This window comes from Sphingomicrobium aquimarinum, assembly GCF_039655735.1.
GTDB lineage: Bacteria > Pseudomonadota > Alphaproteobacteria > Sphingomonadales > Sphingomonadaceae > Sphingomicrobium > Sphingomicrobium aquimarinum.
This window is the reverse complement of sequence record NZ_JBBYXH010000001.1, coordinates 956,314-969,087: the sequence shown is the minus strand read 5'-3', so window position 1 is coordinate 969,087 and position 12,774 is coordinate 956,314. Positions and strand designations below refer to the sequence as shown.

At 67.1% G+C, this 12,774-nt stretch carries 11 protein-coding genes; all 11 read left to right on the top strand.

Features of this window, described 5'->3' with window-relative positions:
- Nucleotides 1-4: 4 nt before the first annotated feature.
- From WJS89_RS05020 to ftsA, 11 genes are read left to right on the top strand one after another with little or no spacing between them, the layout of a single operon-like run.
- Entirely contained in the window at nucleotides 5-1,420 is a 1,416-nt protein-coding gene (locus WJS89_RS05020) for a UDP-N-acetylmuramoyl-L-alanyl-D-glutamate--2,6-diaminopimelate ligase (RefSeq protein ID WP_346339822.1), read from the top strand.
- Nucleotides 1,417-2,808, top strand: coding sequence for a UDP-N-acetylmuramoyl-tripeptide--D-alanyl-D-alanine ligase (locus WJS89_RS05015; protein WP_346339821.1), 1,392 nt, complete (start codon nucleotides 1,417-1,419; stop codon nucleotides 2,806-2,808). The genes WJS89_RS05020 and WJS89_RS05015 overlap by 4 nt, the downstream gene beginning before the upstream one ends.
- Nucleotides 2,796-3,866: a phospho-N-acetylmuramoyl-pentapeptide-transferase gene (gene mraY, locus WJS89_RS05010; protein WP_346339820.1), complete on the top strand. Its 1,071-nt coding sequence runs from the start codon at nucleotides 2,796-2,798 to the stop codon at nucleotides 3,864-3,866. Before WJS89_RS05015 ends, mraY begins: the two co-directional genes overlap by 13 nt.
- Nucleotides 3,863-5,089 carry a Mur ligase family protein gene (locus WJS89_RS05005; RefSeq protein WP_346339819.1) on the top strand — a complete coding sequence of 409 codons (1,227 nt, stop codon included), beginning with the start codon at nucleotides 3,863-3,865 and terminating at the stop codon, nucleotides 5,087-5,089. Before mraY ends, WJS89_RS05005 begins: the two co-directional genes overlap by 4 nt.
- Entirely contained in the window at nucleotides 5,083-6,252 is a 1,170-nt protein-coding gene (locus tag WJS89_RS05000) for an FtsW/RodA/SpoVE family cell cycle protein (RefSeq protein ID WP_346339818.1), read from the top strand. The genes WJS89_RS05005 and WJS89_RS05000 overlap by 7 nt, the downstream gene beginning before the upstream one ends.
- Nucleotides 6,249-7,397, top strand: coding sequence for an undecaprenyldiphospho-muramoylpentapeptide beta-N-acetylglucosaminyltransferase (gene murG, locus WJS89_RS04995; RefSeq protein WP_346339817.1), 1,149 nt, complete (start codon nucleotides 6,249-6,251; stop codon nucleotides 7,395-7,397). Before WJS89_RS05000 ends, murG begins: the two co-directional genes overlap by 4 nt.
- Before the next feature lie 2 nt (nucleotides 7,398-7,399).
- Entirely contained in the window at nucleotides 7,400-8,815 is a 1,416-nt protein-coding gene (murC, locus tag WJS89_RS04990; protein ID WP_346340080.1) for a UDP-N-acetylmuramate--L-alanine ligase, read from the top strand.
- Nucleotides 8,812-9,705: a UDP-N-acetylmuramate dehydrogenase gene (murB, locus tag WJS89_RS04985; protein WP_346339816.1), complete on the top strand. Its 894-nt coding sequence runs from the start codon at nucleotides 8,812-8,814 to the stop codon at nucleotides 9,703-9,705. The genes murC and murB overlap by 4 nt, the downstream gene beginning before the upstream one ends.
- Nucleotides 9,702-10,637, top strand: a complete 936-nt coding sequence (locus WJS89_RS04980) for a D-alanine--D-alanine ligase (protein WP_346339815.1) — start codon at nucleotides 9,702-9,704, stop codon at nucleotides 10,635-10,637. Before murB ends, WJS89_RS04980 begins: the two co-directional genes overlap by 4 nt.
- Nucleotides 10,638-11,465, top strand: a complete 828-nt coding sequence (locus tag WJS89_RS04975; RefSeq protein WP_346339814.1) for a cell division protein FtsQ/DivIB — start codon at nucleotides 10,638-10,640, stop codon at nucleotides 11,463-11,465.
- Nucleotides 11,465-12,706 (top strand): cell division protein FtsA, encoded by a 1,242-nt coding sequence (gene ftsA, locus WJS89_RS04970; protein ID WP_346339813.1) that lies wholly within the window; start codon nucleotides 11,465-11,467, stop codon nucleotides 12,704-12,706. The genes WJS89_RS04975 and ftsA overlap by 1 nt, the downstream gene beginning before the upstream one ends.
- Nucleotides 12,707-12,774: the final 68 nt, after the last annotated feature.

The following is a 12,774-nucleotide window of genomic DNA, read 5'->3' as shown; positions in this document are numbered from 1 at the left end:
AAGAGTGCGGCTTTGCGATCTCGCGCGGCGTGCGAGCGACATCAGGATTACCGGTTTCGCCATCGACCACCGCAAGGTGGTGGAAGGCAATGTGTTCGGCGCGTTTCGGGGTGCGAGCGTCAACGGCGAGGACTTCATTGCCGGCGCGGTCGAGCGCGGCGCGATCGGGGTGATCGCGCGACCCGGGGCCCGGGTAGAGGGCGCAGAGCATATCGCGGTCGACGACCCCCGCGCCTATTTCGCCGAGGTGGCGGGGCGTTTCTATGCGCCCTATCCCGACCATGTGGTCGCGGTGACGGGGACCAACGGCAAGACCTCGACGGTCGAGATGACACGCCAGCTGTGGCGGATGATGGGGCATCGCTCGGCCTCGATTGGCACGCTCGGTGTGACGACCGCCGATGATCAGGTGAAGACCGGGCTGACCAGTCCCGATATCGTGACCTTCCTTCACAACATGGCCGGCCTCAAGCGGATGGGGACGACCCATGTCGCGTTCGAGGCGTCGAGCCACGGGCTCGACCAGCACCGCGTTTCGGGACTGCCGGTGGAAGCGGCGGCGTTCACCAATTTCAGCCGCGACCATCTCGATTATCATGGCGACATGCAGAGCTATTTCGACGCCAAGATGCGGCTGTTCGACGAGCTCCTCGACGCGCGCGGGACGGCCGTGGTCTGGACCGACGATCCCAAGTCCGACGAGGTGATCGCACGGGTCAAGGCGCGCGGCGTCAAGCTGATGACGGTCGGCAGTCGCGGCGAGACGATCCGTATCGAGGAGCGACGCGCGACGCCTTTGGGGCAGGCGATCAACGTCACGCACGATGGCGAGAAGCGGCTTTTGAAACTGCCGCTGATCGGTGAATATCAGGCGGCGAACGTGATGGTGTCGGCGGGGCTGGCGCTCGCATGCGGGGCGGGCTGGGGCGCGCTGTTCGAGGCGATGGGACGCTTGTCGCCCGTTCGCGGGCGTCTGGAGCGCGCGGTGATCTCGGCCCGCGGGGCGCCCGTCTACGTCGATTATGCGCATACGCCCGACGCGCTGGAAGCGGCGATCGCGGCGCTGCGCCCGCACGTCGAAGGGCGGCTGATTACGCTCTTCGGGGCGGGCGGGGACCGGGATCCCGGCAAGCGCGAGCCGATGGGCGAGGTCGCCGTCGAACATTCGGACATCGTGATCGTCACCGACGACAATCCCCGTTCGGAAGACCCGGCTGCCATTCGCAAGGCGGTGCTGAAGGGCGCGAAGGGCGCGATCGAGGTCGCCGACCGTCGCGCCGCGATCGCGCGGGCAATCGACCTGGCCGGCGCGGGCGACATCGTCCTGCTGGCGGGCAAGGGGCACGAACAGGGACAGATCGTCGGCGAGCATGTGCTCCCGTTCGACGACGTCGAGGTGGCGCGGGAGTGCGCGGCGTGAGTGCACTCTGGACGTCCGACGAGATCGTCGCTGCCACCGGCGGGGTTGCGAGCGAGACGTTCCATGTCTCGGGCGTTGCATTCGACAGTCGCGAAATCGAGCAAGGCCATCTGTTCGTGGCGATGCCGGGGACGGCATTCGACGGGCATGACTTCATTGACAAGGCGTTTGCGAACGGGGCGGTCGCGGCCCTGGTGAGCCGCGATGTCGAGGTGCCGCACGTGCGGGTCGACGACGTGCCCGCCGCGCTCGAGGCGCTGGCGAAAGCGGCGCGCGCGCGGATCGCGGAAGACGCGGTGGTGATCGGCGTGACGGGAAGCGTCGGCAAGACCTCCACCAAGGAAGCGCTCTACGCTGCCGCCGACCGCATCACGCGCGGGAAGGCGCATCGGTCGGTGAAGAGCTACAACAATCATACGGGCGTGCCGCTGAGCCTGGCGCGGATGCCGCGCGAGACGCGGATCGGCGTGTTCGAGATGGGCATGAACCATTCGGGCGAGATCGCCGCCCTCACGCGAATGGTGCGCCCGCACGTCGCGCTCGTCACCGCGATCGCGCCCGCGCATATCGAGAATCTGGGTTCGATGGAGGCAATCGCCGACGCCAAGGCGGAGATCTTCGAAGGGCTCGAGCCCCAGGGCACCGCGATCCTTCCAGAGGCGAGCGACTATCGCGACCGGCTCGTGAAGGCCGCGCGGCGCCATGCAGGCCGGACGCTGACCTTTGGCGGCCAGGAGGGCGATGTCGCGGCGGTCAATCAGGCGAGTGCGCGGCGCGGCGGGAACCTCGTGACCGCACGGCTGCCGGGGCGCGAACTCACTTTCACGGTCGCACAGCGCGGCGAACATTGGGTGTCGAACGCGCTGGCGGTGCTGGCGGCGATCCACGCCGCGGGCGGCGATGTCGCCATCGCCGGGCTGGCGCTTGCCGACATGGCCGGGCTCGCGGGTCGCGGCGAGCGCCTCACCGTTCCGGTAGGCGAGGGCGAGGCGCTGCTCATCGATGAAAGCTACAACGCCAACTCCGCTTCGATGGCGGCGACGCTCAAGAGCCTCGGTGCCGAGGCGGCCGGGCGTCGGATCGCGGTGCTGGGGGCGATGAAGGAATTGGGCGCGGAAAGTGCGCGGCTCCACGCCGACCTTGCCGGCCCCGTGCGCACGGCCAAGGTCGATGTCGCGATCCTCGTCGGCGCGGAGATGGACCCGCTGGCCGAGGCGCTGGGACGCGATGAAATCGAGGTCGTCCGCGTCGAGGATGCGCACGAAGCGACGCGCGTGCTGCGCGAGCGAATGCGGGCGGGCGATGCCATCCTCGTGAAGGCATCCAACTCGATGGGGCTTGGCAAGCTCGTCGAGACTGTGAAAAGGGAGGGCGCATGCTCTACCTGATCGCCGAGTGGCTGGGATTTCCCGGGCCGCTGAACCTCATTCGCTATATCACCTTCCGTGCCGGCGCGGCGACGGGGACGGCGCTCGTCATCGGGCTGCTGCTAGGGCCGGCGTTCATCAACTGGCTGCGCAAGAAGCAGGGCAAGGGCCAGCCGATCCGCGCCGACGGGCCGCAGAGCCATCTCGCCAAGCGCGGCACGCCGACCATGGGGGGCTTGCTGATCCTCATCTCGGTGTTCGCCTCGGTGCTGCTGTGGATGGATCTCACCAACCGCTATGTGTGGGCGGTGCTGCTGGTGACGGCGGGGTTCGGGCTGATCGGCTTCATGGACGATTACGACAAGGTGCGAAAAGCGCACCATGCGGGCATCCCCGGCAAGGTGCGACTAGCGCTCGAATTCGCCATTGCTGGGGTGGCGACCTGGCTCATGATCGATGCCTCGGGCACCAATATGTACCTGCCTTTCGTGAGCCGCCTGGGCTTCGATATCGGCTGGTTCTACATCGTCTTCGGGGCCTTCGTGATCGTCGCCTTCGGCAATGCGGTGAACCTGACCGACGGACTGGACGGGCTGGCGACGATGCCCGTCATCATCGCGAGCGTCGCCTTCACGCTGATCGCCTATCTGGTCGGCAACGCCGTCTTCGCCGAATATCTCGGTATTCCGCATGTGCTGGGGACGGGCGAGTTGACCGTGGTGCTGCTTGCGGTGGTCGGCGCAGGGCTGGCCTTCCTGTGGTTCAACGCGCCGCCTGCGGCCGTCTTCATGGGCGATACGGGTAGCCTTGCCCTGGGCGGGGCGCTGGGTGCGGTCGCGGTGGCGACGCATCATGAATTCGTGCTGGCGATCGTCGGCGGGCTGTTCGTGCTGGAAGCGGTCAGCGTCGTACTGCAGGTCTTCTTCTTCAAGCGCACGGGGCGGCGCATCTTCAAGATGGCGCCCATCCACCACCATTTCGAGCAGATGGGCTGGTCGGAACCGACCGTGGTCATCCGCTTCTGGATCATCAGCTTCGTGCTGGCGCTCGCGGGCCTCAGCACGCTCAAACTGCGGTGATCCTCGCCGAGGCCTGGCAGGGGAAACGCTACGCGGTGTTCGGGCTGGCGCGCTCGGGCCTGGCCACCGTCAACGCGCTGGTGAAGTCGGCCTGCGAGGTCGCCTGCTGGGACGACCGCGAGGAGGCACGCGTGGCGGCCAATCCCTTCGCCGAGCGGGTGAATTTCCTCGAAGAGGGTCTGGACGGGTTCGACGCGCTGGTCGTGTCGCCCGGTGTGCCGATTCATAAGCATCCGATCGGCGCGATGGCGCGCGAGGCGGGCTGCGAGATCATCGGCGATGTCGAACTGTTCGCGCGGGCGCGGGGCGAACTGCCGCGTCATGCGGTCGTCGGCATCACGGGCACGAACGGCAAGTCGACGACGACCGCGTTGATCGATCACGTGCTGCGCGAGGCGGGCGTGCCGAGTATCGCTGCCGGGAATATCGGCGCGCCGATCCTGAGCCTCGATCCGTTGCCGCAAGGCGGGGTCTATGTGCTCGAATTGTCGAGCTACCAGATCGACCTGACGCAGAGCCTCGGTTGTGAAGTAGCGGTGCTCTTGAACATCACCCCCGATCATCTCGATCGCTACGATGGGTCGTTCGAGAAATATCGGGACAGCAAGCTCCGCCTGTTCGCGATGCAGGATGCGGACGGGGTCGCGATCGACATGCGCGAGACGGGCGCGCCGGAAGGCGAATATGGCGAAGCACTACGCGGGCCGCACAATGCGCAAAACGCGGCGGCAGCGATTCTCGCCTGCTCGGCGCTTGGGCTGGAGCGCGAAGCGATCGCGCGCGGTTTCCAGAGCTTCAAGGGCCTGCCGCACCGCATGGAGATCGTGGGGGTTCGCGACGGCGTGCGGTTCGTGAACGACAGCAAGGCCACCAATGCGGAATCGGTGGCGCCCGCGCTGGCGGCCTTCGAGCGCATCCGCTGGATCGTCGGGGGCGAGGCGAAAGCGGACGGGCTGGAGCCCCTGCTCGGCGATCTCACGAAGGTCGTGAAGGCCTATCTGGTCGGCGAGGCGGCGGAACGGTTCGCCACACAGCTCGGCGACCGGGTGGCGCATGTGCAGGCGGAAACGGTCGAGGAAGCGGTGCGAATGGCCGCCGAGGAAGCCGAAGACGGCGACACGGTGCTGCTGTCGCCGGCCTGCGCCAGTTTCGACCAGTTTCGCGATTTCGAAGAGCGGGGCGAGGTGTTTCGCGCTGCGGCGAGGGAAGCGGGGGCATGCTGAAGACCGCTCCGACCCGATACGGACGCGCCGACCGATCGGCCTTCGCGCGCTGGTTCTGGGAAATCGATCGCGTGCTGCTGCTGCTGCTCGCGCTGCTCATCGTGATCGGACTGATCGCGGTGGCGGCGGGCAGCCCGGCGGCGGCGCAGCGCTATTCGGGGCCGGGGCTGCGCTTTCCCGAGCTCTACTTCTTCTACCGGCAGGTGATGTGGATCCTCGCCAGCATCCCGGTGATGCTGCTCGTGTCGATGCTACCCAAGGGAATGCTCGCGCGATTGTGCCTCGTCGCGACGGGGCTCGGGCTGATCGCGCTGGCGCTGGTGCCGATCGTGGGGAGCGAGGTCAATGGGGCGAAGCGGTGGCTCGACCTCGGGGTATCGCGCTTCCAGCCGTCGGAATTCATGAAGCCCGCTTTCGTGGTGGCGCTGGCGTGGATCTTCACGCGCAAATGGAGCTTCGCGGTGCGCACGGCGGTGTCGGGCGGGCTCACGGGCGTGACCGCGATCCTGCTGATGCGCCAGCCCGACTTCGGCACGACGGTCATCTTCGCGGCGAGCTGGGCGGCGCTGTTCGCGCTCGCCGGTGCGCGCGTGAAACTGGTGGCGGCGCTGGGCGTGGCGGGGATCGTCGGGATCGTCGCGGCCTATTTCCTCTATCCCGTCGCGACCGCGCGGATCGACGGCTTCCTGTTCGGCGAGGGCGACAATTTCCAGACGACCCGCGCCATGGCGACGCTGACGGCGGGCGGCATCTTCGGAAAAGGGCCGGGCGCGGGAACGATGAAGTTCAACCTGCCCGAGCCGCACACCGATTATATCTTCAGCGTGATCGGCGAGGAATTCGGTCTGATCGCCTGCCTCGCGATCGCGATCCTCTACATGCTGATCATCGGACGCGTGCTGATCAAGCTCCTCGACGAGGAGCAACCGCTGGCGATCCTCGCGGCGGCGGGGCTGGCGCTGCAGTTCGGGCTGCAGGCGTTCATCAACATGGCGGTCAACGTGCAGATCGCGCCGTCCAAGGGCATGACGCTGCCGTTCATCAGCTATGGCGGGAGTTCGATGCTGGCGTTATCCTTGGGGATGGGATTGCTGCTCGCGTTCAGGAGGCGCAACCCGTACCTTAACCGATCACCCTATGTCGTTCGATGGAGCGGGACATGAACATCACTCTCGCGGCAGGCGGAACGGGCGGGCATATGGTCCCCGCGCATGCGCTGGCGAACGAACTGAAGAGCCGCGGTCACGGCGTGATGCTGGTGACCGATGCGCGCGGCGCAAGGATCCCCGCGATCTTCGAGGACGTGCCGGTCGAGGAATTGCCCGCGGGGCGGCTCGGCGGCGGGCCGATCGGGATGGTGAAGGCGTTCTTCAGCGTGCTGAAGGGACGCAAGGCCGCCAAGCAACTCTACCGCGATTTCACGCCCGATTGTGTCGTGGGCTTTGGTGGCTATCCCGCCTTTCCCGCGCTGCTGGCGGCACAGGGGATGCGCATCCCGACCATCCTGCACGAGCAGAATGCGGTACTGGGGCGCGTCAACCGGATGCTGGCGCGGCGCGCCGATGCGATCGCGACGGCCTACAAGACCGTGCAACGCTCGAACGACAAGTCGAAGGAAGTGCTGGTCGGCAATCCGGTGCGCGTCGAAGTGGCACGGCTGGGGGAAATGCCCTTTCCGAGCTTCGATGCGACGAGCCCGCTGCACGTGTTGGTGACGGGCGGGAGCCAGGGGGCGAGCATCCTGTCCGAAGTCGTGCCCGAGGGGCTGGGTCAATTGCCCGACGAATTGCGGCATCGCCTGAACGTCGTACAGCAGTGTCGGCCCGAAGATATCGAGCAGGTGCGCGCGCGCTATGCGGCGCTCGATATTCCCGCCGAGACGCTGACCTATATCGAGGACATGCCGCGCAGGATCGGCAATGCGCATCTCATCATCGCGCGGGCGGGTGCCTCGACGATCGCCGAACTTACGGCGGCGGGTCGACCCGCGATCCTCGTACCGCTGCCGATCGCGACCGACGACCACCAGACCGCCAATGCGCGCGAAATGGCGAAGGCGGGCGGCGCGGTGATGATCAAGCAGCCCGATTTCACGCCCGAGAAATTGGCCGCGCAGGTCGCGGAGATCTGTAGCGACCCGCAGGCGTTGGACAATGCGGCGCAAAGGGCGCTGTCCGTAGGACGGCCGCGCGCGGCAGAAGACCTCGCGGATCTCGTCGAGCGCATCGCGGCGGGCGATACGCCGGTGCCCGTGGGACCGGTCGGCGTGGCGCGTCCCGGCGGGCGTCCGGCAGGAGCGGTGGCATGAAGATGCGTGCACAGGGGCAGGACCTCGGCACTATCCATTTCGTCGGTATCGGCGGCATCGGCATGTCGGGGATCGCCGAAGTGATGCACCAGCTGGGCTATGACGTGCAGGGCTCGGACATGAAGGAAGGCCCGGTCGTCGAGAAGCTCAAGAGCCTCGGCATTCCGGTCCATATCGGCCATTCGGCAGACAATCTTGGCGATGCCGAGGTGGTCGTGTGCTCGACGGCGATCCGGCGCACCAACGTCGAGGTCGAGGCGGCCAAGGAGAAGCGGCTGCCGCTGGTGAAGCGGTCGGAGATGCTTGCCGAGCTGATGAAAATGCAGCGCACGATCGCGGTGGCGGGGACGCACGGCAAGACGACGACGACCAGCATGGTCGCCGCGCTCCTCGATGCGGCGGGGATCGACCCGACGGTGATCAACGGCGGGATCATCAATCGCTATGGCTCGAACGCGCGGTTGGGCAGTAGCGAATGGATGGTCGTCGAGGCGGACGAGAGCGACGGCAGCTTCCTGCGACTGGACGGCACGATCGCGATCGTGACCAACATCGATCCCGAGCATCTCGACCATTATGGCGGGTTCGACGAGGTGAAGGCGGCCTTCTGCCAGTTCGTCGAGAATGTGCCTTTCTATGGCCTCGCGGTGATGTGCATCGATCATCCCGAAGTGCAGAATGTCATCGGGCAGGTGCAGGACCGACGCATCCGCACCTATGGCTTCTCGCAGCAGGCGGACCTGCGCGCCGACAATCTGCGGCCCGAACTCGGCGGCACCTGCATGGACGTGGTCTTCACCGATCGCGACGGCGAGGTGACCACGATGCGCGACATCCACGTCCCCATTCCCGGCAAGCACAATATCCTCAACGCGCTGGCGGCGATCGGCGCGGCGATGGAACTGGGCGTGGACGAAGAGCAGGTCCGCGAAGGCTTCAAGGCGTTCGACGGAGTCAAGCGGCGCTTTAGCAACGTGGGCGAAGTGGGCGGCGCGACGATCATCGACGATTATGCGCATCACCCCGTGGAAATCCGCGCGGTTCTGGAAGCGGCGCGCTATGCCTGCCCCGAGAGCCGCGTGATCGCGGTGGTGCAGCCGCACCGCTACACGCGCCTTCAGGACCTGATGGACGAGTTCCAGACCAGCTTCAACGAGGCCGATATCGTCATGGTGACGCCGGTCTACGAGGCGGGCGAGGACCCGATCGAAGGCGTCGATGCGCAGGCGCTCGCCGATGGCATCCGCCAGCGTGGGCACCGCATGGTCCGCACCGTCGAGGACGAGGACGATCTGGCCGATGCGCTGCGCGACGTGGCGGCGAAGGGCGATGTGATCGTCTGCATGGGCGCGGGCGACATCACCAGCTGGGCGGCGCGGCTGGCGGACGGCATCCGCGCGGCGAGGGAAGCGAAATGAGCGCGCCGGACGACATCGAGGTTCAAGGCAAGCTGACCGCGAATGCGCCGCTGGCGAAGCTGGTGTGGTTCAAGTCGGGCGGAAATGCGGACTGGCTGTTCGAGCCGGCCGACGCCAAGGACCTCGCCAATTTCCTGAGCGAACTCGACGATGACGTCCCCGTGATGGGGCTGGGGCTTGGCTCCAACCTCATCATCCGCGACGGCGGTGTCGAGGGCGTGGTGGTGAAACTCGGCAAGGCGTTTGCGACCGTCGAGCAGGTCGACGAGGTGACGCTGCGCGCAGGCGCGGGAGCGCATGGCGTGCTGATCAGCTCGGCGGCGCGCGATGCGGGGATCGCGGGGATGGAATTCCTGCGCTCGATCCCGGGCACCCTGGGCGGGTTCGTGAAGATGAACGGCGGGGCCTACGGGCGCGAGACCAAGGACGTGCTGGTCGAGGCCGAGATCGTCACGCGGGACGGCAGCCAGCTGACCTTGTCGAACGGGCAGCTCGATTATGCCTACCGGCACAGCAACCTGCCCGACGGGGCGATCGTGATCGGCGCGGTGCTGCGGGGAGAGCCGGGCGATCCGGAGGCGATCCAGGCGGAGATGGACCGCATCCAGGCGGCGCGCGAAGAGAGCCAGCCGGTGCGCACCAAGACGGGCGGTTCGACCTTCAAGAACCCCGAAGGCGGTTCGGCGTGGAAGGTCGTCGACGAAGCGGGTTGTCGCGGGCTCACGCGAGGCGGGGCGCAGGTCAGCGAGAAGCATTGCAACTTCCTCATCAACACCGGCGATGCGACGAGTGCGGACATCGAGGGGCTGGGCGATGAAGTGCGCGAGAAAGTGAAACGGCATTCGGGCACCGAGCTCGAATGGGAGATCAAGCGGGTTGGACGCAAATGAGTGACCTGAACAAGGATATGCATGTCGTCGTCCTGATGGGCGGCTGGTCGGCCGAGCGCGACGTGTCGCTGTCGTCGGGTGCGGGCGTCGCGAAAGCGCTGAAGGCGCGAGGCTTCACGAAGGTCACGACCGTGGACATGGATCGCAACGTGGCGAGCGTTCTGGCCGAGCTGCGCCCCGACGTGGTGTTCAATGCGTTGCACGGCACCCCCGGCGAGGACGGGACGGTACAGGGCCTGCTCGAGATCATGCAGATTCCCGTCACCCACTCGGGCGTGACGACCTCGGCGGTGGCGATCGACAAGCAGCTGACCAAGGCGGTGCTCGAGCCACACGGCATTCCGATGCCGCCGGGCAAGATCGTCGAGAGCGCGCGCCTGTACGAGGGCGACCCCATGGCGCGGCCCTACGTATTGAAGCCCGTCGACGAAGGGTCGTCGGTGGGGGTCGCGATCGTGACCAAGGAGTCGAACTATGGCTCGCCGATCGGACGCGAGGCGGAAGGGCCGTGGCAGGAATTCGACCGGCTCCTGTGCGAAGAGTTCATCGCCGGGCACGAGCTGACCGTGGCGGTGCTGGGCGAAGAAGCGTTGGCGGTGACCGAGCTCAAGATCGAGAGCGGCTGGTACGATTATGCGCACAAATATCAGGACGGGCAGACGGTGCATGTCTGCCCCGCCGACGTGCCGCCCGAGGTCGCCGACCGGATGCAGCAGATCGCCCTGGAGGCGCACCGGCTGCTGGGGTGCAAGGGGTGTTCGCGCTCCGATTTTCGTTGGGACGAAAGCCGCGGGCTGGATGGCCTGTTTCTGCTCGAAGTGAATACGCAGCCCGGGATGACGCCCTTGAGCCTCGTTCCCGAACAGGCGGCCTATCGCGGCATCGACTATGGCGAATTGTGCGAACGGCTGATCGCGGAGGCGCTGGCGTAGGTGGCGGCAGCGAAGCGGAAAACAACGCGCCGGAAAGCGCCCGCCAAACGCAAGGTGCAGCCGACACCGGGTGCCGACCGCGTCGCCAGGGGCGCGCTGGCGGCGCTGGTGGGCGTGGCGCTGGTGGCGGTGCTGTTCGTGCTCGACGTGCCGGGGATGGCCTTGCGCGCCGGCGGCGAGGCGATGGGCGCGGCGGGGCTGCGCGTGCGCTCGATCGAGGTCAAGGGTGTCGAGCAGATGCGGTCCGAACCCGTCTACGAGATCGCGCTGTCGCAGCGGACGCGCGCGCTGCCGTTGGTGGATGTCGGCGCGGTGCGCTCGGAATTGCTTGAATTTCCCTATGTGCGGGACGCGCGGGTGTCGCGGCGCTATCCCGATACGCTGGTCGTGGATATCGTCGAGCGGACCCCCGCGGCGCTGTGGCAGGGAGAGGACCGGCTGTTCCTCATCGACGAGGAGGGGGTCGTGCTGAAGCGCGTGCCGATCGCCTCGATGCCCGATCTGCCGCTCATCCGAGGGCGGGGCGCGAACCGCGAGATGGAGCAGCTGGAACGCCTGCTCGAGCGCGTGCCGTCACTGCGTCCGCAACTGGCCTCGGCAACCTGGGTCGGCGAGCGGCGCTGGGACCTCAATGTCCAGTCGGGCGAGATCCTGGCGCTGCCAGAGGGCGAGCGCGAGGCGGGCGAGGCGCTGGAGAAATTCATGGCGCTGGATCGCAAGGCGCCGATGCTGGGGATCGGGGTCGAGCGCTATGACCTCCGTCTGCCCGGGCGCGCGATCGCGCGCTCGCCGATGTTCAAGGATGCGCGCGAGGAGGCGGCGAACTGATGGCGCGGAACGAAACCAACCTGATCGCGGCGCTCGACATCGGCTCGTCGAAAATCGCGACGCTGATCGCGCGGGCGGACGAGGACGGCAAACTCGAGATCGTCGCCTCGGGGCAGCGCGAGAGCCGCGGTGTGAAGCGTGGCTATATCGTCGATATGGCGCAGGCGGAAACGGCGGTGCGCGAGACCGTCGACCTTGCCGAACGCACCGGCGGCATCGCGATCGAGGACGTGACGGCGGGCTTCTCGGCGGGGGGCCTGCGCAGCGACGTCGCGCAGGTCGAGACCGAGCTGGGCGGGCTCGAAGTCGAGGAAGCGGACGTGTCGTCCTTGCTCGAGACGGGCCGCGAGGCGCTCGATCGCGACGGGCAGGTCGTGCTGCACGCGCAGCCCGCGCTCTATACGCTCGACGGGGTGACCGGCGTGTCGAACCCGCGCGGGCTCCACGCCGAAAAGCTCGGCGTATCGATCCACGTGATCGCGGCGGACCAGGCGCCGTTCAAGAATATGGATTATGTGATCCGCTCGGCGCACCTCGGCGTCGGCGCGATCGTGGCGGGGCCGATGGCGGCGGCGCGGGCGTGTCTGTCGAAGGACGAGCGCGAGCTCGGCGTGGCGCTGGTCGAATTGGGCGCGGACGTGACGAGCGTGTCGCTGTGGATCGGCGGGATGCTCGCGGGACTGCGAACCATTCCCATCGGCGCGCGCGACATCAGCGAGGATATCGCGATGGCGTTCGGGGTGACGCGGCGCGATGCGGAGCGGATGAAATGCTTTCACGGCTCGGCGAGCCAGAGCCCGAGCGACAATCACGAACGGATCGATACCGAGACGGGCGGCGCGGGCGATGCACTCAGGATCACGCGCGCGCAGCTCAACAGCGTCATCCGCCAGCGGCTGGACGAACTCGCCAACGAGATCGACGGGGCGCTGAAGGCGCTGGGGTTCGGCGGCCATGCCAAGCGGCAGGTGGTGCTGACGGGCGGCGGCGCGGATCTCAAGAATATCGAGGACTACATGCAGTCGGCCCTGGGGCATCGCGTACGGATCGGGCGCCCGAAGCGGATCGCGGGCCTGCCCGAGGCGCAGTCGGGGCCGGGCTTCTCGGTGCTGGTGGGGCTGCTGTTGCTGACACATGAGGACCAGGACGGACAAGGCCGCGACATGGCGATGCGCGGGGCCCGCCGTCGACGCCGGGGCGGGTGGATCGACCGGCTGATGACAGCCTTGAAGGGCGAGTGAAGCGTCCCGAATTGAATCAGCGGGTCGATTAATCGTCCCATACTGAATCATTTCTTCACTATTTGTCC